This is a genomic window from Muriventricola aceti, from assembly GCF_025567565.1.
Lineage (GTDB): Bacteria > Bacillota > Clostridia > Oscillospirales > Oscillospiraceae > Lawsonibacter > Lawsonibacter aceti.
In genome coordinates, this window is record NZ_JAOQKF010000004.1 from 1 (window position 1) to 26,353 (window position 26,353).

Below are 26,353 nucleotides of genomic sequence, written 5' to 3' on the forward strand. Positions count from 1 at the left end.
GGCCTCTGCCGAATGGCAGAGGCCCTTTTGTTCACCGCTGGGGCAGGTATTCGGCGGGGTCTACCACCACACCGTCCACCGCAGTCTCCAGATGGAGGTGGGAGCCCATGTTGCTCTCCGCGATGGCTGTGGCACCGACGGTGGCAATCGCGGTACCTGTTTCCACCGTATCTCCCTCCGCAACCAGGACCTGGTCTAGGTTACAGTAGGTTGAGGTCAGGTCGTTCCCATGGTCAATGACCACGGACGTACCCATCAGGCCATCTTCAAAGACCTGGACCACAGTGCCGTCGCCCATGGCTAGCACCTGGGTGCCCGCCTGGACAGAGAGATCCAACCCCCCATGGGTACGCCAGTCCCCAAGTGTGGGGTCCAGCAGCAGCGTCTCCACACTGAACTCCCGTAAGATCTCTCCCTTTACAGGCCAGGTGAAAACGGTGGCGGTAGGCTTGTCCTCTTGGGGCGTGGTTTCGGCGGGCTGCTTGACCGGCTCTGGGTCATCCGGCTGGGTCACCGGTTCCGGATTGCCGGTGGGCTGGTCATCCGGCTTTGATGAGACCGGCGGGGTAATGGTGCCCGCGGGATCGGGCCCGTTGGCCTCGGAGTCAGGCAGGACCACGGTGGGGTTCCCGGTCACCGGCGAGGTCCCACCCATATCACCGGCGATGGAGTTGAGGAGATAATAGCCCGAGATTCCTATGGTGGCGACGCACAGGAACAGGACTATGTAAAAGCCCTTTCCCAGCATGAAGTCGCCCAGACGTTGTATCAGGTTTCGATTCTTCACAAAATGCACCTCCGAAGCCTATTGTGGACAGCGGAAGGAGTGGTTATACATGGCAGGCAAAAATTTTCTGGCCGGGCCGGCCATGGACGAATCCCTCTTTTTATGGTATACTGCTTAAAAATCGACTACAGTTCTCGGGAGGTCCAGATGTATCAAGAACTAACACTGTCTAATGGAGCCCGGATTCTACTAGAGCGGGTGGCCGGCGCACGGTCGGCGGCCCTGGGCTTTTTTGTCGGCGCTGGCTCCCGACACGAATCGGCCGTGGAGAATGGGGCCGCCCACTTCATTGAGCATATGCTGTTCAAAGGGACAGCCCGCCGGTCCGCTGCCCAGCTGGCCCGAGACATGGACGCCATTGGCGGTCAGGTCAACGCCTATACCACCAAGGAGCACACCTGCTTCTACGCCCGGAGCCTTGACCGTCACCTAGACCAGGCCCTGGATATTTTGAGCGACATGCTCTTTCACTCCAGATTCGCCCAGAAAGATGTGGAGATGGAGCGGAGCGTCATCCTAGAGGAGATTGGAATGTATGAGGACGCCCCGGACGACCTGGTATCCGAGCGGCTGGCCGCCGCCGTGTACAAGGGATCCCCCCTGGCCCGTCCCATCCTAGGCACCCAATCCACCCTGGCCCCCATGACCGGAGCGTGGCTAGACCAGTGGCGGCGGGAGCACTACCGACCAGGAGTTCTGGTTTCCGCCTTGGCAGGCAGCTTTACGGACAGCCAAGTGGACAAGCTGAAGGACTGCCTGTCCGCTCTGGAGCCGGGGGTCGCTCCTGTCCAGAAGCCAGCCGCCTACCGCCCGGCGGTCACCGCCCGGAAGAAGGCCATTGAGCAAAACCACCTGATTCTGGCCTTTCCCTCCCCGACCTATCTGGACCCCAGGCGGCGGCAGCTCCAGCTGCTCAACGCCCTGCTGGGGGGAGGGTGCTCCTCGCGCCTGTTTCAAGAGGTCCGGGAGAAGCGCGGCCTGTGCTATACCGTCTACTCCTATGTGGCCGACCACCAGGATACAGGGCTTCTTGGCATCTATACCGCCGTTGGAAAAGAGCAGGAGCGCCAGGCCCTGGACACGGTCCGGGACGTAGTGGAGCGGCTGCTCCAGGAGGGGCCGTCCCAGGAGGAGCTTGACCGGGCCCGTGAGCAGGCCAAGGCCAATCTCCTGATGGGCGCTGAGTCTATTCAGGCCCGGATGAGCCACCTGGGGGCCTCCGCCCTCCTGTACGGCAGGGTGCAGGAGACCGAGGAGATCATCTCCCTCTATGACAGCGCCACCCGGGCGCAGTTGAGGGATCTGGCCCGTGAGATCTTCCACTGGGACCTGGCCTCCCTGTCCGCTTTAGGACGGGTGGAGGCCGGGGACCAGTACCGCCGCTGGCTGGAGGGGTGATTTTTCTCCCGCTTTTTGGAAAAGGGGCTTTTTCTCGCCCGGTCCATGTGTTATGATAGAAAAAAAGAACGTGCCTGGAGGAGAAGTCCATGCCCTATGCCATCCTTGCGGCTGTCCTGGTGGCCCTGGATCAGCTGGTGAAATATCTGGTCCTGCAAAACATTGAGCTGGGGGCCCATGTGCCCTTTATTCCCCATCTGCTGGAACTGACCTATGTAAAAAATACTGGGGCGGCCTTTTCTATTTTTTCCGAGCACACCTGGCTGCTCGCCCTGGTGTCCCTGGTCATGTCCGTGCTGCTGGCCCTGGCTATCTGGAAGAATTTTTTTCATCATCCACTGGGAAAGGTCATCCTGACCCTGCTGCTGGCCGGGGCGGTGGGCAACCTTATCGACCGGGTCTTCAGGGGCTTCGTGGTGGATATGTTCAACGTGCTGTTCATGAATTTTGCCGTCTTTAATGTGGCGGACATCTGTGTGGTGGTGGGGGGCATTGCCGCCGCCCTCTACTATCTCTTTCTGGCGGATAAATTGGAGCCCCATCCGGGCAGGGAGACTGACGATGATCCCGCTTGATCTGACGGCCGACCGGGAGGGGGAGCGGTTGGACGCCTTTTTGGCCCGCTCTGTCCCCGACCTGACCCGCTCCGCCGCCCAGCGGCTGCTGGAGCGGGGGGCGGTCACCCTCCGGGGCCGGGCCGCCAAAAAAAATGACAAGACCAGGCTTGGGGACACCCTCACAGTCTGCCTGCCCGAGCCACAGCCCGTGGACCTGGTCCCCCAGGACATCCCTTTGGATGTGATCTATGAGGATGACGATGTGATTGTGGTCAACAAGCCGGTGGGGCTGGTGGTCCATCCGGCACCCGGACACCCAGACGGGACCCTGGTCAACGCCCTGCTGTACCACTGTGGGACCTCTCTCTCTGGAATCAACGGGGAGCTTCGCCCCGGCATCGTCCACCGCATTGACCGGGACACCTCTGGCCTGATCGTCGCCGCTAAAAACGACCGTGCCCATCTGGCCCTGGCCGCCCAGCTCCAGGATCACTCCCTGGCCCGGGTGTACGAGGCGGTGGCGGTGGGAGGCTTTCGGGAAGACTGTGGCACTGTGGACGCTCCCATCGGCCGCCATCCGGTGGACCGGAAAAAGATGGCCGTTGACCGCAAAAACGGCCGGGAGGCGGTGACCCACTGGTCCGTTCTGGCCCGCTATCCTGGCTATACCCATGTGGAGTGCCGGCTGGAAACAGGCCGTACCCACCAGATTCGGGTCCATCTGGCCTCCATCGGCCATCCGCTGCTGGGGGATACGGTGTACGGCAGCAAAAAGCCATGGCCCGGACTGGCCGGCCAATGCCTGCACGCCCGCAGGCTCCGGTTCGTCCACCCTTCCACCGGGGAGCCGCTGGAACTGGAGTGTCCGCTGCCTGATTGGTTCCGGGATGTCTTGGAAAAGCTGGAACATTAAAAGCTCCTGTGCTGGCCTATGGCCGATACAGGAGCTTTTTCATGGGTATCTGGATTTCCATACCAGAATCACAGGAGCGGCGGGCTTTTTCCCTTGCTGAAAGCGGCGGGCAAATATGATTTGCTTGTCAGGGCAAACCGGTTCAGATATACTGAACCCAGAACACAAGAACAGGAGGGGACTTATGAAACAGATCTCTCAAAATATCCGCAGGCTTAGGAAAGAAAAAGGGATGTCCCAGGAACAGCTTGCCCAGGCCCTTCATGTGACGCGGCAGACGGTATCCGCCTGGGAGCGGGGAATAGCCCAACCAAGTCTGGACGTTCTGGGGCAGATCGCCCAATTACTGGGGGTGGAGCCGGAGCGGCTGCTTTACGGCGAGGACAGCGGCCGGGGGCGGGTCTACCGCGGCGTGTCTTTCTGGCCGGTATTGGGCGTGATCCCCATGTTTTATGTTATGGTATTCTGGGTTCTGCCCATCCCCATAAGCCTGGTAGCAGGCACTTTTACTGATACAGCTATTGTGCTGTGCGGTCAGCTCTTTTTAGCCATCGTCATGATGTTCTGCTACTGTGGGTTGAAGGATGAGATCCGAAACCGGGACTACTATGACCAGACAGAGGACCGGGAAAACGACGACCTGGAGTAGTGTGGGGAAGGAAATTGCATCAATACAAACGTGGGGAGCGCCTATCTGGGTGCTCCCCTTTCAACGGCAGTGTTGTCATGTCTTGGTCTCTTCGATGCTGGGCCGCTTTCGCTACGACTTGTAGGGCGGATAGCTCCGCTTTGCGGCTCACAGCGCGCCCCGCCTGTGGGGTGGCAGGTCACTCCATAGCAAACAATAAAGGAACGCTCCGAAGAGCGTTCCTTCCGCTTTGATTAAATCAGGCCAGGGCCGCGGTAATAATTGCCATGGAGTAGACCTCCTGGGCGTTACAGCCGCGGGACAGGTCGTTGATGGGGGCGTTCAGGCCCAGCAGAATGGGGCCGTATGCCTCAAAGGAGCCCAGGCGCTGGGCGATCTTATAGCCGATGTTGCCGGCATTGATGTCGGGGAAAATAAAGGTGTTGGCATAGCCGGCCACTTTGGAGCCCTTGCATTTGGTCTGGGCCACACGGGGGGACACGGCAGCATCAAACTGCAGCTCGCCCTCGATAGGCACGTTGGGCATAGCCAGCTTGGCCTTCTCGGCGGCGTTGCGCATCTTGTCTACATCCTCGCCCTTGCCGGAGCCAAAGGTGGAGTAGGACAGGAAGGCCACCTTGGGGTCGATGCCAAAGATCTTGGCGCAGTCCACAGTTTCAGAGGCAATCTCCACCAGCTCGTCCTCAGTGGGCTTGATGTTGATGGCGCAATCAGCCATGGCAAGCACATCGTTTTCGCCGGTGGCGGAAGGACGGACCAGGATGAAGCAGGAGGACACGATGGAATTGCCGGGCTTGGTCTTGACCAGCTGCAGGGCGGGACGGACGGTGTCGGCAGTGGAGTAGGTAGCGCCACCCAGCAGGGCGTCGGCCTCCCCCATAGCCACCAGCATAGTGCCAAAGTAGTTGCCCTTCTTCAACATAGCGCGGCACTCATCGGCGGTCATCTTGCCCTTGCGCAGCTCCACCATGCGGGCCACCATGGCCTCCATGTTCTCATAGTTCTCAGGGTCTACGATGATGGCACCCCGGATATTGAAGCCGGCGTCCTCGGCGGCAGCCAGAATCTCAGCCTCGTTGCCGATGAGAATGGGGGTCAGGAAGGTCCCGGAGAGCAGACGGGCAGATGCCTCCAGGATACGGGGATCGGTCCCCTCAGTGAATACAATCTTGCGAGGATGGGCCTTCAGGATCTCAATGAGCTTTCTAAACATAACGACTTCCTCCAAATCAAAAATCAGGCGCGGAAAAGCGCCAATTCCTGGTCCCTATGGTAGCATTTTCGGACCCGAAATGCAAGGGGCTTTCGCCTGTTTTTCCCGTGTATCCTGTGAAAAATCTTTGTTCGGCGGGAACAAAATTTTTCAGTTTTGCTCTTTACGACAAGTATAGGTTTCAGGTATACTATACCAAGTGTATTGTCGCTCCCCTGGAGCGCGTTGAGGTGAGAGATATGAATGAAGAATTTTCCCGCACCCTCTCCCTGCTGCGGCAGGAGAAAGGGGTGAGCCAGCGCACCGCCGCCACAGCCCTGGGCATCTCCCAGGCCCTGCTCAGTCACTATGAAAACGGTATTCGGGAGCCTGGCCTGCCCTTTGTGGTCCGGGCCTGTGACTATTACGGCGTGTCCGCTGATTTTCTCCTGGGGCGCACCCTTAGCCGGGACGGCACCACCATTGCCCCCGAGGAGCTGTACGACCTGAGCGACGAGAAGGACAACTCTCTGCGCGGGGGCGTCCTGGCCCTCCTGTCTAAAAAGCTGCTGGTCAACTCCATCGGCGTACTGTTCGACCTGTTGGCCAAGACGGGCAGCCGGGAGGCCATCCGCGCCTGCGCCAACTATCTGTCCGGGGCGGTCTATAAAATGTACCGCCGGCTGTATCAGGCCAATCCAGCCAACAACCCGGACTTTTTTTCCGTATCCCCCCACCTGTTTGAAGGCGGGCTGGCCGACGCGGACATGAGCTGCTCCGAGTCGGAGTTTTCTGCTGCCCTGGCGGCCCAGGTCAAAGAGAAGGCCCCCCTGCCTGAGCTGTCCAATGATATTTTGGCCCGTGATTACCCGGTGCTGTATCAATCCCTGCTCCAAATCGTCCATAACACCGGAGAGCGGGTCAATGGGCTGTTGGAAGGCCGGAAGAGCAAGTGAGGCGGGCGCGTTTTTCCCACTTGCTCATTTTCCCCTCCACCTCTCAAGCTTCAACCGCTCGCCCTCTCCATATCAGATCCATCTGCTCACAAGGGGGGCTCCACTCCGTAAGCGATAAATCGCTGACAGATGTGCAGTCGTTTGGCTTTGATTTGGTTTGATTTCCTACCGGAGGTTTATGCTTATGACCGATCAATCTAAAATCCGCAACTTTTCTATCATAGCCCACATTGACCACGGCAAATCGACGCTGTCTGACCGGCTCATCGAGCTGTGCGGAGCGGTAGAGCAGCGGCAGATGGAGTCCCAGCTGCTGGACAACATGGACTTGGAAAAGGAGCGTGGCATCACCATCAAGGCCCGGGCTGTCCGGCTGGACTACCGGGCGGAGGACGGGAACACTTACGCCCTCAACCTGATCGACACCCCTGGGCATGTGGACTTCAACTATGAGGTGTCCCGCTCTCTGGCCGCCTGCGAGGGGGCGGTGCTTATTGTAGACGCTTCCCAGGGCATCGAGGCCCAGACCCTGGCCAATACTTATCTGGCTATGGAGCATGATCTGGAGATCCTGCCTGTAATCAACAAGATCGACCTGCCCGCCGCCGACCCTAAGCGGGTGAAGGAGGAGATCGAGAACATCCTGGCTCTCCCCGCCGAGGACGCTCCAGAGATTTCCGCCAAGCAGGGAATCAATATTTCCGCCGTGTTGGAGGACATTGTTCAAAATATTCCCGCTCCCCAAGGAAATCCCTCAGCCCCGCTGAAGGCCCTGATCTTCGACAGCCAATATGACCCCTATGTGGGAGTGGTGGTCTATTTCCGGGTAATGGAGGGAACACTGAAAAAGGGGATGCAGGTCAGGATGATGGCCTCCGGAGCCTCCTATCAGGTGCTGGACTGCGGCTATCTGCGCCCCCTAGGCATGGATTCCTGCCAAGAGCTGACCGCCGGCGAGGTGGGCTGGTTCACCGCCTCCATTAAAAATGTGAAGGATACCCGCGTCGGCGATACCATCACAGGGGCGGAGGTCCCGGCGGCGGCCCCTCTGCCCGGCTACCGGCCCGCCCAGCCTATGGTCTACTGCGGCATATATACCGAGGACGGCTCCAAATACCCCGACCTGCGGGACGCCCTGGAAAAGCTCCAGCTCAACGACGCCTCCCTGTCCTTTGAACCGGAGTCCTCTATTGCCCTGGGCTTCGGCTTCCGCTGTGGATTTTTGGGAATGCTCCACATGGAGATCATACAGGAGCGGCTGGAGCGGGAGTTCGATCTGGACCTGGTAACCACCCTGCCCTCCGTTATCTATGAGGTAACAAAGACCGACGGCACAGTGGTCCGTGTGGACAACCCCCACAACTACCCCGACCCCGGCTCCATCAGTGAGGCGCGGGAGCCCTACGCCAAGGTATCCATCATCTCGCCCCCGGACTATGTGGGTAATATTATGCCTATGTGCCAGGACCGTAGAGGTGTTTTTAAGGACATGCAGTATCTGGACACCAATCTGGTGGAACTGCACTACTCCATGCCTATCGGGGAGATCATCTATGATTTCTTCGATGCGCTAAAGGCACGCACCAAGGGGTACGCCTCCCTGGACTATGAGCTAGAGGGCTATGAGAAGAGTGATTTGGTGAAGGTGGATCTGCTCCTCAATGGGGACCAGGTGGACACCCTGTCCTTTATTGTCCACCGGGAGAAGGCCTATGGCCGGGCCAGGCGCATCTGCGAGAAGCTAAAGGAGAATATCCCACGCCAGCTCTTTGAGGTGCCCGTTCAGGCGGCCATCGGCGGCAAGATCATCGCCAGGGAGACGGTGAAGGCCATGCGGAAGGACGTGCTGGCCAAGTGCTACGGCGGTGACATCACCCGAAAGAAAAAGCTGCTGGAGAAGCAGAAGGAAGGCAAAAAGAAAATGCGTACTCTGGGCACCGTCCAACTGCCCACTGAGGCATTTATGGCAGTCCTCAAGCTGGACGAGGAGTAAACGGGCATTTTCGTCTGCCTTCCTGGGCCCCCATCTTTGATGGGGCGGCGCTGTGCGCCGTAAATTCGCGGCGAAGCGGAAAATTGCGTTTATTCCCACCCAAGCATTGAAATCACCCTCAGGGCCCCCGGCAAACCGGGCCGATTCCGCCAAAACAGTGGTGAGGCCGGGCGGTACATGATTTTTTCATGTACCGCCCGTTTTTTTCTATCCTCGTTCTGATGACAACCTCTTGGAACTTCGGATCATGGAGGACAGCTCCTCCAGCTTCCTGGCCTTGGCATAAAAGGTACCGATGGGCATTTCACAGGCACAGGCTGCTTGGGGGAGGGTTATGCTCTTTTCCCGCCACGCCTTATGGATCAGGTAGAAATTATCCGGCAAAGCCTGGGACGGCCGGCCAAACCGCACTCCTCTGGCCTTGGCGGCGGCAATGCCCTCGGCCTGTCTCTTGCGGATATTTTCCCGCTCGTTCTGCGCGACAAAGGACAGGATCTGAAGCACCAGGTCGGCGATAAAGGTACCCATCAGGTCTTTGCCCCGTCGGGTGTCCAGAAGAGGCATATCCAGCACCACAATGTCCACTCCCTTTTCTTTGGTCAGCACCCGCCACTGCTCCAGCACTTCGGAGTAATTGCGGCCCAGGCGGTCGATGCTTAGGATATACAGCAGGTCCCCTGCCCGTAACCGTCTGAGCATCCGCTTATAAGCTGGCCGCTCAAAGTTTTTGCCGGACAGCTTATCCATATATTGACTGTCTGATGGTACCCCGGCAGCCAGCAGGGCCAACCGCTGCCGGTCCTCGTTCTGGTCCGTGCTGGACACACGAATATAGCCATAGATCAATTTGCTTTCCCCCTTCGTTTTCTACCATCATAAGGCAACGTGAGGAGAAAGCGCAGCCTAGATCAAGAGACCAGTCAAAAAAATCAGGAACTCATAGCCCCTCTCATCCTCTAATGGAAAGTGAACACCGAATCTTCAGGAATAGCGGCTCGAAAAATCAGGCACAACTAAAAGCCAGAGGGCTTTTAGGCCTGAGAAAGGAGAACAATCATGACTACAGATCCCAGAAAGGCGGCCATCATTGGCTGCGGTGCGGTGGGTGCCTCCATCGCCTTCCGATTTTTGCAGCAGGGCCTGTTTTCCAAGCTGGTGCTGGTAGATGTGAACCGGGCCAAGGCGGAGGGCGAGGCCATGGACCTGAGTGACGGCCTGCCTTACGGTTCCACCATGGAAATATCGGCCGGGGACTATGACGATCTGGCTGACTGTTTTCTTGTCGTTATCACCGCCGGGGCAAACCAGAAGCCCGGTGAGACCCGGCTGGACCTGATCGGCAAAAATACCGCCATCCTCAAAAGTATTCTCACTGAAATTAACGCCCGCGGCTTTCAGGGTATCCTGCTGATCGTTTCCAATCCGGTAGATGTACTGACCTATGCGGCCTGGAAGCTGTCCGGCTGTCCCAGAGGCCGGGTCATCGGCTCGGGTACCGTGCTGGACACCGCACGGCTGAAGCAGCTGCTGGGCGAGGAGCTGGCGGTGGACAGCCGAAATATTCACGCCTTTATCATTGGGGAACACGGGGACAGCGAGCTGGCGGTTTGGAGCGGGGCCAATGTGTCGGGCATCGATCTGGACCAGTTTTGTCAGCTTCGGGGCGGAGTGGACAACTGCCACCTGGACCAGTTGTACCGACGGGTGCGGGACAGCGCCTATGAGATCATCCGACGAAAAGGGGCTACCTACTACGGCATCGCCATGGCAGTAGGCCGCATCGCCCAGTGCCTGGTGCGGGACGAACACTCTGTTCTCCCGGTGTCCGTGGTGCTGGAGGGACAGTACGGCTTGGAGGGCCTGGCCCTCAGCATCCCTTCTGTCGTGGGGCGGAACGGCCTGGAGGAAGTGCTGGAAATCCCGCTGAACGGGGAGGAGCGTCAGGCGCTGGAGGACTCCGCCCGCCAGATGAAGGAGGCCATCGAGTCTTTGGACCTGTAACGGTAACAGGCATAAAAAAGCCCGCCGTCCCATAAGTTGTCCCAAAGGACAAGGAGGGGCGCGGGATGAGGATACAGCGGGCACGGGCAAAAATATGGCTGGGGCGGTCTCTGCGGCAGGTGGTGGCGGCCGCTCTCTTGAGCGTGGGCGTACTGTTCTGTCTGCCCGGAATTCTAATCCGGGGAGATCCCTTATATCAAGGATCCGAGGTGGTTGAATCACTTCCTCCGTCCGGGGACGCAGCCTCCGGTGGAGTACAGGCCGCCTCCCGGGACCGCGGGAGAGCTGTACGGCTGCAGATGGACGACGGAACGATCCGGGAGCTGTCTATGGCTGACTACCTGTGGGGGGTAGTGGCAGCTGAAATGCCGGCCTCCTTTGAACTAGAGGCCCTGAAAGCCCAAGCCTGCGCCGCGCGAACCTATACGGTAGTCAGGCAGAACTCCGGCTCTGACAAGCACCCAGGAGCGAATATCTGTGAAGACAGCACCTGCTGTCAGGCCTATATCGAGCGGGAGGCGGCCCTGGCCCGCTGGGGACTAAATGCCCAGGAGTATGAGGAAAAGATTTCCCAGGCGGTGGAGGGGACCGACGGGCTGGGTATTCTCTATGAGGGGCAGCCCATTCAGGCACTGTTCTTCTCCTCCGCCGCCGGCCGGACCGTGGACGCTGTGGCGGTGTGGGGCAACAGCGTGGACTATCTGAAAAGCGTGGACAGCCCAGAGGGGGATGAGGTCCCCAATTACCACAGCCAGGTCGTTCTCTCCTCTCAGCAGGTCCAAGAGGCGGCTTTGGCCGCCTACCCCGGAGCGGATCTGTCCGGGGAGCCCTCCAGTTGGTTCGGTCCGGCCGTCCGGGACGAGGGCGGCACCGTCACCTCCATCCCCTTTGGCGGCCTTACCCTCACCGGCGGCCAGGTCCGGTCCATGCTGTCCCTCCGGTCCGCCGCCTTTACCGTGACCTGGGACGGGGAAAATTTTACCTTCGACGTTACTGGCTACGGCCACGGGGTAGGCATGAGCCAGTATGGAGCCAACGCCATGGCCAAAGAGGGGAAAAATTTTACAGACATCCTGACCTGGTACTATACCGGCACCCAGGTAGACGATCTCTGGTGAGAAAGGCACAGCCCTCCCGGCCTGCCGGGAGGGCTGTGCCATCTCTCATGTAACGTCAAAACGCACGCCAAAATTTTAGCTGTTTTTATATTCTAGAGCTTATTTACATATCGAACAAATTTCAGTAATATAAAGCCAGTAATACATCTACAATGCCGGGTTAAATCCCAATATATTCCGGGCACTTATTTCACATTTGCTACCCAGAACAGCGAACTAGCTGGGGAAGCCTGCCACGCTATCTATTCGCCAAAGAAACCGGGGGACCCACCTCAAGACTGATACGACCGCTGCCGGCAGCGAGGGAGTGACTGGGGATGGATTCTATGAAATATGAGATCGCTGGCTTGGCGGTCATGACAGCAGCCGCATTTCTTTACGGCCCGGAGGTGGGAAGTTTTGTATTCTCCCTCTCAATCTTGATAGAAGGCATCGTCTGTTTAATCAAATTTCGGCGGAATCGCTGGCTCGCCCTGATGCTGCTCGTCATGGTGGTTTTGGGCAGCGTGTTCACCGTCCGGGAATTTGTTGGACTCTTATCCGAGTAATTGAAAAACTAGAACCTCCGGTGTTGCCAGGGGAGCAGTTCAAGATGGATACGGCCGCTGATGTCACAGGCGCTTGGGCATAGGCCGCACCAAAATACCAGCGCACCATTGGAGGACTGATAAAAATGGGGTCTGATTGGAACATAGATAAATATATTTTGATAACAGCCTTGTGTTCCTCCCTGATCGCCCTCTTATTTACAGATGTCACCTATGCTATCTGTATTTATTGTATTGGCGGCTTTCTTTATGGGGTCATTGGGTGTATCTGTACAATAAAAAAGAAGCATTATGTTCGGGCCCTGGTTTATCTCCCCCTTATCATTTTATCCTTTGTCGCTCTGCTTCGGGAGTTATCACCAGCCCTAAAAAAATAGAGGGAACCCCCAGCTTACGCCATGGAACCCATTTAAGGCGGATACGACTGCTGATGTCAGGAGGGCTCGGACATGGACCGTAAAAAGTACCGTTACCGCTACCGCGTCACTGTTCTCGTAATCATGATAGCAGCCGGGATTTTTTCCAGTATGAAGGCAGTAAGCCTCATATTCTACACATCACTTTTGATTGAATGTTTCGGCGCTTTGATCGTAGATCGGCCGAAGGGCTGGATCGTGCCGGTACTGCTCGTAGCGGGGATCTTGGACGGTATTTTGGTGGTCAAAAAGCTCCTTGAGCTCATGTCTTAACTAAGCAGGCCCCCCGGCTTATGCCGGGGGGCCTGAATTTTGATGCGGAGCAGTATTTAGTTGGAAGCAGTATCCAAATCGGTATCCCCGCCCCAGATCATATTCTTCCGCAGCTCGGCACCCACGGTTTCCATCTGGTGTTTGGCCAGATTGGCCCGCATGGAGTTGAAGAAGGTGCGGCCGTTCTTGTTCTCGGCGATCCACTTACCAGCAAAGGTGCCGTCCTGGATGTCCTTCAGAACTGCCTTCATGTTCTTCTTGGTCTCCTCATAGGGCAGGACACGGGGACCGGACACATACTCGCCATACTCTGCGGTGTCGGAGATAGAGTAGTTCATGGCCGCCACGCCGCCCTTGTTGATCAGGTCGATGATAAGCTTCATCTCGTGGATGCACTCAAAATAGGCGTTCTCGGGCTCGTAGCCGGCCTCGACAAGAGTTTCAAAGCCCAGCTTCATCAGCTCCACCACGCCGCCGCACAGAATGGCCTGCTCACCGAACAGGTCGGTCTCAGTCTCATCGTGGAAGGTGGTTTCCATCACGCCGCCCCGGGCGCCGCCGATGCCGGCGGCATAGGCCAGTCCCAGCTTATAGGCGTCGCCGGTGGCGTTCTGCTCTACGGCGATCAGGCAGGGCACGCCCTTGCCGTTGACATAGGTGGAGCGGACGGTGTGACCGGGGCCCTTGGGGGCGATCATAACCACGTCTACGTCGGCGGGGGGAACGATCTGCTGATAGCGGATATTGAAGCCGTGGGCAAACATCAGCATATTGCCGGAGGACAGGTTGGGGGCGATGGACTTTTTATAGACCTCGGCCTGGACCTCGTCATTGATCAGGATCATGACGATATCGCCCCACTGGGCGGCCTCCTCCACTGTCTTGACCTGCAGGCCGGCCTTCTCAGCGTTGGCCCAGTTCTTGGAGCCCTGGCGCAGGCCGACGCAGACATCACAGCCGGAGTCCTTCAGATTCATGGCGTGGGCGTGGCCCTGGGAACCGTATCCGATAATGGCAATCTTTTTCCCGTCCAGATAGCTCAGATCACAGTCCTTCTCATAGTACATTTTTGCCATAGTTGTATTCCTCCTTCAGTTTGTTGTCATCATATATAGTGCTACGCCCTCTTTCGATGGCGAGAGTACCCGTCTTTGCGATCTCCAGAATGCCGAAGTCGGCCAGCAGGTCTGTGAGTGCCCTGGTCTTGGACCGGTCACCGAAGATAGCTACCGTCAGGGTGTCCCGGCCCACATCGATGATGTTGGCCCGGAAGATGTTGGCCATTTGAATGACCTCATCCCTGGAATTGCGGTCCGTGGCCCGGACTTTGATGAGAGAAAATTCCCTCTGGATAGAGGTGGCCTCGTCCAAGATCTTTACCGCCAGCACAGGGATAAGCTTACGGCACTGGTCGGCAATCTGGTTTATCATCAGCTCGTCCGCCAGAATGCTGATCGCCAGGCGGGCGGTGTTGGGTCGGTCGGTTCCGCCGGTGACAATGGACTCGATGTTATACCCCTTACGGGCAAACAACCGGGCCACCTGGCTCAATACGCCGGGGATGTCCTGGACCAGGATGGCCAGGGTATACAGCTTTTTTTCTGGATCAAATTCCCGTTTCATATCCCCCTAGCCCCCTTATTTCAGTAAGAAGTCAGTGATATGGGCGCCGCCGGCTACCATGGGCCGGACCATCTCATCCATATCCAGGCGGCAGTCGATGACACAGCCGCAGCCAGCGGTCAGCGCTTCCTGGAAGGCCGCCTCCATCTCCGCCATACTGGTTACCCGGAAGCCCTTCAGGCCATAGGCCTCGGCCAACTTGACAAAGTCCGGGCCTCGGTCCAAGGTGGTCTCCGAGTACCGCTGATGGTAGATCAGATTCTGCCACTGGCGAACCATACCCAGGGTGCCGTTATTGAACACTACTGTAATGATAGGCAGGTGGTAATGTTCTACCGTAGCCAGCTCATGGCAGTTCATGCGGAAGCAGCCGTCTCCGGTGGTATGGACCACCACCTTGTCCGGGTTGCCCAGCTTGGCCCCGATGGCCGCTCCCAGGCCGAACCCCATGGTCCCGAAACCGCCGCTGGTCAGCAGCTGCCCAGGATAGTCAAAATGGAAGTGCTGAATGGACCACATCTGATGCTGGCCCACATCGGTGGCCACGATGGTATCCTGGGGCGCCAGACGCCGGATGGTCTCCAGCACCTGCTTGGGGGTAAGCTTATCTCCCGTTTCCGCCACCGAGGGGACCCGCAGAGGCAGGACCTGCTCCTTCCATTCCGGATGGCTGTACTGGGGCAGCTTGGCGTTGAGCATCTCCAACACCCGCCGGGCTGAACCGATGATGTGGTGGTCCGTGAGGACATTTTTGTCAATCTCAGACCGGTCAATGTCAATCTGGACGACCTTGGCCTGGCTGGCAAAGGTCTCCGGCTGGAGCGCCACCCGGTCTGAGAAGCGGCAGCCCACGGCGATGAGCAGGTCACACTCATTGCACGCCACATTGGATGCCTGAGAGCCGTGCATCCCAATCATCCCTGTCGTCAGCGGATGTCCGCCCGGGAAGCCGCCGCCCCCCATAACAGTGATGGCCACCGGAGCGTCCAGCTTCTCGGCAAACTCCCGGAACTGCCGGTGGGCTCGGCCCCGGACCACACCGCCGCCGCAGATGAGCAGCGGCCGCCTGGACTGGGCAATCATCTCCACCAGGGTTTCAATGTCCCCTTTGTTGGGCTCCGGAGCCTTCAGCTCGTGGCTGGTGGCCAGGGACTGGATGGAGCTGCAGGAGCGGTTCCTGCTCCAAGGGACAAACTCATAGTCGATCTCCACACTGGGAAACGTAACATTTTTCAGGAAATCGATGAGCACCGGGCCGGGCCGGCCGGTGGCCGCCACGGCAAATGCCTGACGCATCACGTCCGGGATGGTCTGGGCGTCCCGGACCAGATAGGTGGCTTTGGTAATAGGCATAGCGATGCCGGTAATGTCCACCTCCTGAAAGGCGTCCTTCCCCAGCGTCTGCTCCGTCACATTGCAGGTGATGAACACAATGGGAGAAGAGTCCATATAGGCGGTGGCAATCCCGGTGACCAGATTTGTGGCGCCAGGGCCGCTGGTAGCGAAACAGACCCCCACTTTCCCGGTGGAACGGGCATAGCCGTCGGCGGCGTGAGCAGCCCCCTGCTCATGGGCGGTCAAGATATGGTGGATCCTATCCTGATAGTTATACAGCTCATCATAGAGATTCAGGATCGTTCCACCTGGATATCCGAAAACAGTGTCCACCTCCTGCTCCAGCAGACACTCCATGATGGCCTGAGTGGCGCGTACTTTCAAAACGGCTGACCCCCTTTGGGTGAGATAGAAGTGTGATGTTACGCTGCGCTTTGCGCATGCGGTCTGGGCGCTCTCGCTGCGGCTCTGGACACAAACGGCCGGACTTCGCCTGCCCTGGTTTGTATTCGCCGCTCCGCTCCAAGCTCCGCGCTCAAATTTTCCCTCCGCCCTTCTGCACGGCGATGACGCCGGTACGGGCAACCTCCAAAATGGAGAAGGGCCGCATCATGGCCTGGAAGGTATCCAGACGATCCGGCGTGTCGGACAGTTCCAGAGTCATAGAGGTAGGAGAGATATCATCCACCTTAGCCCCGTAGATGGAACAGATGGTCATAATATCCTGCCGGGTTTTATTGTTGGCGTTTACCTTTAAGATCATCAGCTCCCGGCCAATCAAGTTGGTCTCCTCCAAAGTGCGGACCTTGATGACCTCGATGAGTTTGTTGAGCTGCTTTTCCACCTGCTCCACCACGCTGTTGCCGCTATCCACGATGATTGTGATACGGGAGATGGTAGGGTCGTCGGTGACACCCACGGCCAGGGATTCGATGTTGAAGGCTCGGCGGGCAAACAACCCAGTAATACGGTTTAGAGCGCCCGCCTGGTTCTCCACCAGCACGGAGATTGTCTGTTTCATCTGGTCCCCCTCCTTTAATCGTTGGTGCCCACGTCGGGGTGGACTTCACAGAGCATCAGGCAGGCGCCTTTGGTGGACAGAAAGCGCTCGATGGCCTCGTCCAGTTCTTCCTCCTCGCGGACCATAATGCTGGGGATCCCGTAAGCGGCGGCAATGGCGGCAAAGTCCGGGGAACCGTCCAAATCCACCCCAAAGGGGCCATGATAAGGAACTGATTTCTGGATCTGGTGGACCAAACCCAGGGTATGGTTCTGAAACACAAGAATCTTGATATCCAAATCAGCACACCGTATGGCGGCCAGTTCGTTCATGGCCATCTGGAAAGAGCCGTCTCCACAGACAACGACGGTCTGCCTGCCCGGCTTCGCCACCTTGACGCCAATCGCGGCGGGGAGGGCGTAGCCCATGGTCCCCAAGCCGCCGCTAGTCAGCAGTCGGCCGTGCTTTTGGGGAAAATACTTACAGGTAAAGATCTGATTCTGGCCTACATCCACGCACACCACGGCGTCCTCATCCAGCTTGGCCCCCAGCCTACGGATGGCAGTACCAGGGAACACAGAACCGGGGCGCTTAGGAAAGACCCGGCTCAACTCGGCCTTCCGGTAGTCCCGAAGCATGGCCAGCCAGTCGGCAGAATCGGTGCTGGAAACACCCATATCCAGGATCTGGCGAAGGATGACCTTCACGTTTCCTACCAGGGGGACGGCGGCCTGCATATTTTTCCCGATCTCCGCCGGATCCACGTCGATATGAATGGTGGCCATCCTGCGCTGTATCTCGTCGGGGGAGATGATGGCCCGGTCGGCAGCCCGAGTGCCCACCATGATGAGCAGGTCGGACTTTGCCAGGGCTTTGTTGGCGCAGTGGTTGCCGTGGGCTCCAATCATGCCCAGGTTGAGTGGGTGGTCCGTGGGCATCAGGCCAATGCCCATCATGGTCTTGACAACCGGGATATTGGCGGTCTCCGCCAGCTCCAGCAGCTCCTCCTGTGCGTCGGCCAGCCACACACCGCCGCCAGCGCAAATCAGAGGCTGGCGGGCCTTGGCGATGGTTTCCACTACACGCTTAATTTGGAGGTCATTTCCTTTGACGCTGGGCTTGTACCCCCGGATATTGACCTCCTCGGGCCAGTCAAACTTCTTTAACGTCTGCTCCTGGACATCGATAGGAATATCAATGAGGACCGGGCCCGGACGACCAGTGGAGGCGATATGGAAGGCCTCTCGGACCACCCGGGGAATGTCGTTGGCGTTTTTCACCAGATAGCTGTGCTTGGAGAAGGGCGCCACGGCACCGGTGATATCCACCTCCTGGAAGATATCTCGGCCCAGAAGATGGCTGGGCACCTGTCCGGTGATAGCCACCATGGGGATAGAATCCATGTAGGCTGTAGCGATACCAGTAATCAGGTTGGTGGCCCCGGGACCGGAGGTGACCATGCATACTCCTACCTTGCCGCTGACCCTGGCATAGCCGGAAGCCATATGGCCGGCGTTCTGCTCCGTCCGCACCAGGGTATAGCCGATCTCCGGATGTTCCTTTAGGGCGTCTACCACCGGGCAGATGGTGGCTCCGGCGTAGCCAAAAATATGGTCTACCTGCTCACGCAGCAGGCTTTCAATCAACGCGTGCGCTCCATTCATGGAACTTCACCTCCATTGGTGTGCTTTGGATCAAAAAAACAAAAACGGCTTCGTCCTATCCATACAGATAGGACGAAGCCGGATGCTCCGTGGTACCACCTAAATTCATAACCTTTGACTGGTTATGCGCTCATTTCCCCAATAACGGTGGGAGAACCGTTCCAACCTACTATGGCACGCCGCCAGTTCAGAAGGACTGCTCACGGGCGAGCTTCGGGGGAGGTCCTTCACGAGCGCTTACACCGACCGCGCCCTCTCTTCGCATCCAGACAAGCCTACTGTCCCGTTCATCGCGTTTATGATGATTGTTCACAATCATACTCTATTCTGTCAGATTTGTCAATTCCCTTTCCCCGGAAATTTCTCCGTTTTTTATTGCTTGACCATGTCTACCAAATGTCTACCAAAAAAAGCGGGAAAGCGCTGGGAAACAGGGCTTTCCCGCTTTTCCATTTTTTGGGTGTCTACCAGATGTCTACCAAGGGCACTTTTTCTTTGAAAAAGCCCCCTTTTTTATTTGCTCTTAGCGGGTTTTCCTCACCTTTTTTGCTTTGCAAGGGGCGTTATACAGGGCTGATGCCCTAAAAAGTCCTCAAAGCCTCGAAAAAATGGGGATTTTGTCAGAAAAGTCCCCGAAAAAATTTAAGGAGGAATCCCGAATGAGAAACCTGAAACGGGCTCTTAGCCTGGCTCTGGCTTCCGTCATGGTCATGGGCCTGATGGTAGTCGGCACCGGCGCGAGCTACGTCGATGTGTCTTCCGAGCAGAATCAGGAAGCCATCGAAGTTCTCCAGGCCGTCGGTGTTATGACCGGCGACGAGAACGGCAACTTCAACCCCGACGCCAAGGTCACCCGTAACGAGATGGCCGTCATCATGTCCAATATGCTGGACTACAAGGTGTCCAACTATGCCGGCACCGCTCCCTTTACCGATGTGCCCGCCTGGGCCGAGCCCTATGTGGCTGCCTGCTGGACCCACGGCATTATTTCCGGCTATGATACCAAGACCTTCGGCGGCAGCGACTCCGTCACCGCCGCTCAGGCCGCTCTGATGATGCTGAAGGCCCTGGGCTACTTCCAGTATCAGTCTGACTTCGGCGACAGCTGGGAGCTGTCCACCATCCGTAAGGCCAACCAGATCGACCTTTACAGCGATGTTAAGGCCGCTGCTCTGGAGGCTATGACCCGTAACGATGTGGCTCAGCTGGCTCTGAACACCCTGGAAGCCACTGTGGTCGATGCCTCCGGCGAGCCCAACAAGGTCATCACCCCCGACGGCACCACCGTTCTGGTCGGCGCGGTTGAGTACTTCGAGCTGGAGAAGTCCGGCAACCAGTACACCACCATCTTCGAGGGCAACAACGACAACGGCAAGTACACCGTCCAGCTGGGCGAGGAGCTGTACGACGGCAATCTGGAGAAGCGCGACAGCACCGACGAGTTCAATCGTCCTGCTTCCGTGTGGAGCTACCAGAGCCGCGAGATCGGCAAGTACGCCGACGCCGCCAAGTACACCTACACTGCCGCTGTGTCTAACAAGACTCTGGCCAACGACATTGGCAAGACCGCTCTGGACAACTACAGCTGGTCCGTTTCCGTGGACGGCAACTATCAGACCGCTGCCAAGCCCGACAAGAATGCCTCCGGCGACTGGTATCAGACCGGCAAGGGCGTTCTGACCCAGGTCTTTGTGGACAACAAGACCGAGTCCGTGGACGTGGTTCTGGTCAACTCCTACGTGGCCGAGATCACTAAGGTGGTCGAGGACGACGGCGAGTACACCCTGACCCTGAAGCCCTACGCTCCCAATGGCGGCAGCAACCCCGCCGCCGGTGACCGCACCTTCGAGACCGACGTTGTCGGCTTTGAGAAGGAGGACATCGTGGTCTACACCGCCGCTCAGAGCGAGATCCAGTCTGTTGCTAAGGCCGAGATCGTCAGCGGCGACGTGACCTCCGTCAAGATCGGCAAGAACGCCAGCCTGGACGGCACTCAGTACGACTACTCCAAGATGATCGCCAAGAATCTGGACGACAACACCGCCACCGATCCCTCTCTGAACGATGGCTATGAGTTCTATCTGGATACCTATGGCTACATGATCGCCTTCAAGGGCGTGGAAACCATCGACGACTATCTGTTCGTCACCAAGGCTCTGCCCAGCGTGACTGGCGTAGACGCCAAGGTCGTGCTGGCTGACGGCACTGAGAAGACCATTGCTGTCGACGAGGTCGAGGGCAACGGTGCCTCCGCCAAGGCCGAGGACGCTGTGATCGGCACTTACGGTGCTGACGGCGCTGTTGCTACTAACAACATCTACTCCTACACCGAGGACGACGGTGTCTATACTCTGACCGCTCTGAAGAGCGGCACCGGCGACGGCCAGTATAAAGCTATCCTGACCCTGGGCACCTCCAATAACGAGTACAACGACACCACCCCCGCAAACTCCAAGGTGTATTACACCATCGAGCGGGACATCGCCAAGATGGTCGGTAAGGCCGCCGTCGGCAGCACCGCTCCCGCCGACGTCCGTCTGACCACCGACACTGTGTTCGTGGACGTGAAGGACAACGTGATCTACAACGGCTACACCGAGGTTGTGGACTATGAGCACGCCAACGCCGCTGTGGTCTTTGACAAGAACGGCAAGGCTGAGATCATCTTTGTCACCAACTGCTCCGTCAGCGGTGTGGACGCCGACTACTTCTTTGTGAAGGACGGCAAGCCCGTCATCACCAAGGACGGCTCCACCAAGTACTACACCTATGACGCCTTCATCGACGGCGAGGCCGTGAAGGTCACCACTAAGGGTATGCTGTCCGAGGCTGACGCCAGCGGCGTGCTGCCCAAGAACTCCCTGTACAAGATCACCAAGCAGAACGCCGACAACGAGGTCACCGCTGTTGACCTGGTCGCCACCTGGGACGAGACCAGCATCTTCACCAGCAACTACGCCACCCTGGCCGACGGCTACACTCTGGGCCTGCACAACGCCTCCAGCGACTTGGCTGATGGTCAGACCAACGACACCTTCCGCTATGACGACGAGACTGTCTTCGTGGTGATCGAGCCCAAGAACAAGAAGGGCACCGTGGTCGACGCTGACAAGGTCTATCTGGGCACCGACGCCGACATCGAGACCGAGGACGACGTGACCGCCGTCTATGTCATCGATGCCGACGACAAGACCGACGCCACTCCTTACGCCACTCTGGTCTATGTGATCAAGCAGGCTAACATCGGCGGGACCACCACCCCCGAAACTCCCGATTACACCGGCGTGTTTGTGGACATCAGCGATCCCACTGATGTGACCGTCACCTACAACGGCGATGCTGCGCCCGAGCTGGAGACCATTCTGGCCGCTGTTGAGGCTGAGATCGTAAAGGCCGGCTACACCGTCAATGAGATCACCGAGAGCAGCACTCCTGGCAGTTATGTGTTCAGCGCCACTAAGGGGAAGATTACTCGGAATTATACCTATAATTCCACCGCTGCTCCCAGTCCGGTGTATGCTATCGGCAAGGTAGAGCTGACCAACAACAACTTTGGTAAGTCCTCCAAAGTTGTGGAATTCACCGAGTATGTTGCGAGCAGTGGAACCGTAACCATCGTTCTGGAAAAGAAGGACGGCTCTGCTTTCACCGACGATTTTAGCGGCACTACCACCACTCTCAGTGGATCTGTTTCTACCGCTCTGAGCAACAGCGACAAGACTCTGACTATCACTGTGTCCAGCGTTTCTATTTCCGGAGATGCTGAAACTGTCACTGTGACTATGGCGAAGTAAATCTGTCTAATAGGCACAGATCTAACTAAGGATACCCCCGGACTTCGGTCCGGGGGTGTTCTTTCCCCTTTATTTTATCCCAAAGAGCCGGAAAGAGGACCCGGACTTGATGGCGCTGCCCGGTCCGGAGCTGGTGCTGGAGGAGTACAGGTTGATGGCTTTCAGCTGTCCCAGTCCCAGCGCGGAACAGTGCCCGCCGCTCCGCTCGTACAGGTCCATGCTGATCGACAGGCCCTCCATCCCATAGCACAGCGCCCCGTTTGACTCCCAGAGGTCCAGAAAGCGTGTCGTCCAGCCGCTGCTGATCCCCAGGGAATACTCGGCATACCGGGTGGTGTTAGAGGACACGGTGTTTAGGGAGGAGTAGACCTTGTCGCTGATCCCGTTGAAGCGCATCCATATGGAATAACCGTTTGTGGCGGCCACAGCGGCCCGGACCACCAGAAACAGCTTGAGATAGGACCCCATGTCGAGCTGGCTCACATCCAGAGCCACCTTCTCCGTGTTCTGTGTCAGCGTCCTGTCCAGCAGCAATTCCAAGCGGTTGGCGGCCTGGACTGACTGGAGCGCTCCGCTCAGGGCGGTCAACTGCTCCACAGTTGCCGCTCCCTCCAGACCCGCCGAGAGCGCCGACAGCGCCCCGTCTATCTTCTGATTGTCCTCATTGAACTCTGTGCGGAGCACCGCATCCTCCGCCTCCCATTGGTTGAGCTGGTAATGCTGCGTCTTATTCGTTGACATAATGGTTCTTCCTTTAATGAGTAAGGTTAAGAGTGTGGCTTTTGCGGGGTACGCCTTTTTTACACACTTTGACAGGATTGTCTAAAGGGGGCCTGTAAACACGGCGCACCTAGTTGTCACGCCCTACACATAGGTCCCCCTCTGTCTAACACAAAAAACCGCCCCGGAGTAGGACGGTTTCATACATTTTTTGGAAATTATAAGCGAACTTTATTCCTTTTCAAAAAAGCTCCCCTGTCCAAGACAGGGGAGCTTTTTATTAGGCCGGTTCAGCCCACTTCAGCGGGGACAGGGGGCTCGGCCTCCTTCTTTTTCCGGCGGAAGGTATGGCTCAAGTCGTCGATGACTGAGTAATACACTGGAGTAAATACCAGGGTTATCACCGTAGATATGACCATGCCTGAGATCATCGTGACGCCCATATCGGTCATCATCTCGTTGGTCTCCCCAATACCAAGGGCCATGGGGATCATGGCAATCACCGTAGTCAGGGTGGTCATCAGAATGGGCCGGACGCGCAGAGGGCAGGCGTGGAGGATGGCCTCCTCCCGGCTTTCTCCCTTGGAGCGGCGGATCTTGATGTACTCCACGAGGATGATAGAGGAGTTGACCACCGTACCGGCCAGCATAATAATAGACACCAGCGCCAGGATGGACAGGTCCCGCCCAGTGAGGGGCAGGGCGAACAGAGCGCCAGTAAAGGCCACCGGGAGGATCAGCATGACCATGACCGGCATGGCAAAGGACTCGAACTGGACCGCCAGCACAAAGTAGACCAGCAGCAACGCAACCACCAGAGCAAAGCCCAAGTCAGCAAAGCTTTCCATCATATCCTCATAGGAGCCGGCGGTCTGGGCCTCATAGCCCTGGGGCATGGCATACCCGTCCAGGATCTCATTGATGGCGGCGGTCATCGCTGTCGTATCGCCGCTGATGGTATCACCGGTGATGGTGACCTGTCTGGTCTGGTTGCTGCGTGTGATGCTCTGGGGCGCCTGCTCCACAGTCACCTCCGCTACCGAGGACAGGGGGATGGTCCCCCCGTAGCTGGAAGGAACCGGCATGGACTTCAGGGCATCCAGACTGGCGGAGGCGGCCCCGTCGCCCTTGACCACTACATCATACTCCTTGTTGTCAATGGTAACTGTTGTGGCGGTGACGCCGGTTAGCTCCGACCGGACCGCGGAGCCAATAGACGCGGCGGTCAGGCCATATTGGGCGGCCGCCTCCCTCCGAATGGATACCTTGACCTGATCCACAGCCTCGGACAGAGAACTCTCCACATCCACGGCGTCAGGCAGGGCGGCAATTTGGTCCTTCAGATCGTTCGCGATCATCTCCAGCGTATCATAGTCATCGCCAGAGACCTCTACGTTGATATCGTTGCCGCTCATCATAGTCATGGAGCTGGAGGCGCTGACCGTGATCTCGCAGCCCGCGATATCCTGCAGGGCCAGACGCAGATCGTCCTCAATATCAAAGGCGCTGCGCTCCCGCTCACTCTTTCCCACAAGGTTGACACCCATGGTCACAGAGTTTCCGGAGGACATCATGGAGGAGCCGCCTCCCTGGGCGATGTAATACATATCTTCCATCTCCGGGACCTCCCGCTCCACAATGGCGGCGACACGATCGGAGATAGCGGTGGCCTCCTCCACAGAGGAGCCGATAGGCATTCCAATACTGATGGAAACGCTGTTCTGATCCATTTCCGGGATCATGACCATCTTGGTGTTGGCCAGGGTGAGAACAAATATTGCCACCAGACCAAGGGAGGCCAGCATCCCCATCTTCAGATGGCGGACAAAATAGCCCAGAAGGCCCATATAGCCGTGATAGATCCGCTGGAACAGGCGGGTGGAGAAGGTAGCCCCACCGCTCCTCTTCAGGGCCCGGGCGGCCTGCTTCTCCCTGCGGCGGCGGACCTTCTCCTCATCCAGGGTAAAGTAGCACAGAAGGGGCACCAGTGTGAGAGAGATAATCAAAGAAGCCGCGATCAGCGACGCAATGGTCAGACAGAAGTCGCGGAACATATCCCCCGCCATACCTTCCACCAGCCCCAAGGGGACGAACACGGCCAGAGTGGTGAGGGTGGAGGCTACCACAGAGGAGGTGACCTCCTGGGTTCCATCGACACAGGCACTCAACCGATCGTGTCCTTCGTCAGAAAAACGGTTGATGTTTTCCAGTACGACGATGGAGTTGTCCACAATCATACCTACGCCCATGGCGATGCCGCCCAGACTCATCATGTTTAAGGTCAGGTCCAGCACGCTCATCAGAACGAACACAGACAGGATGCACACGGGCATGGAGATACAAATAGTTAGGGTAGAGCCTCCCCGGCGCAGGAACAGCAGCACCACGACAGCGGCCAGCAGGACGCCCTGCCAGATGTTGCTGAAGGCAGAGTTCACCGACTGGTCAATGTAATCACTGGCGATATAGGGGACAGAGTAACGAATATTTGGGTTCTCCGCCGCCAGCTCCTGGAGCCGTGTTTCCACAGCCCGCGCCACGGCCATTTCATTTCCTCCCGCCTGCTTGGATACCTGAAGAATAACGCAGGAGGTTCCCCCTACTTTAGCGACCGCGTCCAGGTCCTCCGCCTCCATCCTGACATCGGCCACCTCGGACAGACGGACTGTCCCGCCGGCCGGCAGCGTAATCAGGGTGTTGGCAACATCCTCCAGTGAGGTGTATTTGGCGTCGGTGGACACCGTCAGCTTCTTCGAGCCGCTCTGTAGATCGCCGCCGGGGTACAGCAGGTTCTGTCCTGCCAAGAACTGACTGATATAGCTGTTAGACAGGCCAAAGCCCGCCGCCTTGGCCGGGTCAATCTCCACGGCGATCTGTTGCGCGTTTCCGCCGCCGACGGATACCTGTGCCACTCCGTCGATGCGCTCCAGGGCGGGAGCAATCTCATCCTCCGCCAGAGTCTGGAGCTGGGACAGGTCCTCGCCCATCAGGGCAATCATAGCTGTGGGCATCAGTTCACTGGCGTTGATGTTGATGATCATGGGGTCTGCGGCGTCCTCCGGCAGGGAAACCATGTCAAATTTCTCCCGCAGCTTGGTAGCCGCAATGTCTAGGTCGGTTCCTTCCTCGTAAGTAATTTGAATGGTGCTGACGCTCTCTGACGAAGTGGATTGGATCTCATCCACACCGGAAACCGACATAATAGCGGATTCCAATGGAGCGGTCACCAGATCCTCAATGTCGCTGGGGTTGGCGCCCACATAGGTAGTCATCACCACAGCCATGGGCATTTCCATATTAGGCATCAGAGCCATTTGCAGGCGGGCGCTGAAAAGGACACCGAAGATGACCACCATGATGACCGCCAACAATGTCGCTACTTTATGGCGGATACAGGCTTTTGCAGTATTCATCAG

21 protein-coding genes and 1 other annotated feature are annotated in these 26,353 nt (G+C 57.8%); of the genes, 11 read left to right on the top strand and 10 right to left on the bottom strand.

The features are described 5' to 3' along the window. Positions 1–31: 31 nt before the first annotated feature. A complete protein-coding gene (locus tag OCV64_RS05285; protein WP_262669499.1) occupies positions 32–787 on the bottom strand; it encodes a M23 family metallopeptidase in 756 nt (251 codons plus the stop codon). A 147-nt stretch (positions 788–934) separates the two neighbouring features. On the opposite strand from OCV64_RS05285, the gene OCV64_RS05290 reads away from it, so the two are divergent. From OCV64_RS05290 to OCV64_RS05305, 4 genes are all read left to right on the top strand, one after another. Further along, a complete protein-coding gene (locus OCV64_RS05290) occupies positions 935–2,185 on the top strand; it encodes a M16 family metallopeptidase (RefSeq protein ID WP_262669500.1) in 1,251 nt (416 codons plus the stop codon). Between the two features lie 89 nt (positions 2,186–2,274). Beyond that, the gene (gene lspA / locus OCV64_RS05295) at positions 2,275–2,760 is read left to right on the top strand and encodes a signal peptidase II (protein ID WP_147572314.1); all 486 of its coding nucleotides are present in this window, start codon (positions 2,275–2,277) and stop codon (positions 2,758–2,760) included. After that, the gene (locus tag OCV64_RS05300) at positions 2,747–3,655 is read left to right on the top strand and encodes an RluA family pseudouridine synthase (protein ID WP_262669501.1); all 909 of its coding nucleotides are present in this window, start codon (positions 2,747–2,749) and stop codon (positions 3,653–3,655) included. The genes lspA and OCV64_RS05300 overlap by 14 nt, the downstream gene beginning before the upstream one ends. 184 nt (positions 3,656–3,839) lie before the next feature. Next, complete coding sequence (locus tag OCV64_RS05305; RefSeq protein WP_262669502.1) at positions 3,840–4,304, top strand: helix-turn-helix domain-containing protein; 465 nt, start codon at positions 3,840–3,842, stop codon at positions 4,302–4,304. Between the two features lie 238 nt (positions 4,305–4,542). Here OCV64_RS05305 and pta read toward each other — a convergent pair whose 3' ends face one another. After that, positions 4,543–5,517 carry a phosphate acetyltransferase gene (pta, locus tag OCV64_RS05310; RefSeq protein ID WP_147572317.1) on the bottom strand — a complete coding sequence of 325 codons (975 nt, stop codon included), beginning with the start codon at positions 5,515–5,517 and terminating at the stop codon, positions 4,543–4,545. Positions 5,518–5,756: 239 nt separating this feature from the next. Between pta and OCV64_RS05315 the strand changes: the two genes are divergently transcribed. After that, a complete protein-coding gene (locus tag OCV64_RS05315; protein WP_262669503.1) occupies positions 5,757–6,452 on the top strand; it encodes a helix-turn-helix domain-containing protein in 696 nt (231 codons plus the stop codon). Between the two features lie 184 nt (positions 6,453–6,636). Continuing rightward, positions 6,637–8,445, top strand: coding sequence for a translation elongation factor 4 (gene lepA / locus OCV64_RS05320; RefSeq protein WP_262669504.1), 1,809 nt, complete (start codon positions 6,637–6,639; stop codon positions 8,443–8,445). Positions 8,446–8,652: 207 nt separating this feature from the next. Here the strand turns inward: lepA and OCV64_RS05325 are convergent, their stop codons facing one another. Next, a complete protein-coding gene (locus tag OCV64_RS05325) occupies positions 8,653–9,291 on the bottom strand; it encodes a recombinase family protein (protein ID WP_262669505.1) in 639 nt (212 codons plus the stop codon). 210 nt (positions 9,292–9,501) lie between these two features. On the opposite strand from OCV64_RS05325, the gene OCV64_RS05330 reads away from it, so the two are divergent. The 4 genes from OCV64_RS05330 (at position 9,502) to OCV64_RS05345 (ending at position 12,801) form a co-directional block, all read left to right on the top strand. After that, positions 9,502–10,446: an L-lactate dehydrogenase gene (locus tag OCV64_RS05330; protein WP_262669506.1), complete on the top strand. Its 945-nt coding sequence runs from the start codon at positions 9,502–9,504 to the stop codon at positions 10,444–10,446. Between the two features lie 65 nt (positions 10,447–10,511). Continuing rightward, entirely contained in the window at positions 10,512–11,564 is a 1,053-nt protein-coding gene (gene spoIID, locus OCV64_RS05335; protein WP_262669507.1) for a stage II sporulation protein D, read from the top strand. A 326-nt stretch (positions 11,565–11,890) separates the two neighbouring features. Then, complete coding sequence (locus tag OCV64_RS05340) at positions 11,891–12,112, top strand: hypothetical protein (RefSeq protein WP_262669508.1); 222 nt, start codon at positions 11,891–11,893, stop codon at positions 12,110–12,112. Positions 12,113–12,561: 449 nt separating this feature from the next. Further along, on the top strand, positions 12,562–12,801 hold the full coding sequence (locus OCV64_RS05345; protein WP_147572324.1) for a hypothetical protein: 240 nt from the start codon (positions 12,562–12,564) through the stop codon (positions 12,799–12,801). A gap of 56 nt (positions 12,802–12,857) precedes the next feature. Here OCV64_RS05345 and ilvC read toward each other — a convergent pair whose 3' ends face one another. The 5 genes from ilvC to ilvB (OCV64_RS05370) form a co-directional block, all read right to left on the bottom strand. After that, on the bottom strand, positions 12,858–13,877 hold the full coding sequence (gene ilvC / locus OCV64_RS05350) for a ketol-acid reductoisomerase (protein WP_147572325.1): 1,020 nt from the start codon (positions 13,875–13,877) through the stop codon (positions 12,858–12,860). Beyond that, positions 13,858–14,424 (bottom strand): acetolactate synthase small subunit, encoded by a 567-nt coding sequence (ilvN, locus tag OCV64_RS05355; RefSeq protein ID WP_147572326.1) that lies wholly within the window; start codon positions 14,422–14,424, stop codon positions 13,858–13,860. The genes ilvC and ilvN (OCV64_RS05355) overlap by 20 nt, the downstream gene beginning before the upstream one ends. Before the next feature lie 15 nt (positions 14,425–14,439). Further along, positions 14,440–16,143 (bottom strand): biosynthetic-type acetolactate synthase large subunit, encoded by a 1,704-nt coding sequence (ilvB, locus tag OCV64_RS05360; RefSeq protein ID WP_262669509.1) that lies wholly within the window; start codon positions 16,141–16,143, stop codon positions 14,440–14,442. Between the two features lie 151 nt (positions 16,144–16,294). Further along, on the bottom strand, positions 16,295–16,780 hold the full coding sequence (gene ilvN / locus OCV64_RS05365) for an acetolactate synthase small subunit (RefSeq protein ID WP_147572328.1): 486 nt from the start codon (positions 16,778–16,780) through the stop codon (positions 16,295–16,297). A 14-nt stretch (positions 16,781–16,794) separates the two neighbouring features. Then, on the bottom strand, positions 16,795–18,423 hold the full coding sequence (gene ilvB, locus OCV64_RS05370) for a biosynthetic-type acetolactate synthase large subunit (protein WP_186852852.1): 1,629 nt from the start codon (positions 18,421–18,423) through the stop codon (positions 16,795–16,797). Between the two features lie 65 nt (positions 18,424–18,488). After that, positions 18,489–18,723 (bottom strand) — a binding site (T-box leader). 359 nt (positions 18,724–19,082) lie between these two features. On the opposite strand from ilvB (OCV64_RS05370), the gene OCV64_RS05375 reads away from it, so the two are divergent. Continuing rightward, positions 19,083–22,217 (top strand): S-layer homology domain-containing protein, encoded by a 3,135-nt coding sequence (locus tag OCV64_RS05375; RefSeq protein ID WP_262669510.1) that lies wholly within the window; start codon positions 19,083–19,085, stop codon positions 22,215–22,217. 69 nt (positions 22,218–22,286) lie between these two features. On the opposite strand, the gene OCV64_RS05380 is transcribed toward OCV64_RS05375, so the two are convergent. Continuing rightward, a complete protein-coding gene (locus OCV64_RS05380) occupies positions 22,287–22,958 on the bottom strand; it encodes a hypothetical protein (protein ID WP_262669511.1) in 672 nt (223 codons plus the stop codon). A gap of 269 nt (positions 22,959–23,227) precedes the next feature. Beyond that, a complete protein-coding gene (locus OCV64_RS05385) occupies positions 23,228–26,350 on the bottom strand; it encodes an efflux RND transporter permease subunit (protein WP_186852893.1) in 3,123 nt (1,040 codons plus the stop codon). Positions 26,351–26,353: the final 3 nt, after the last annotated feature.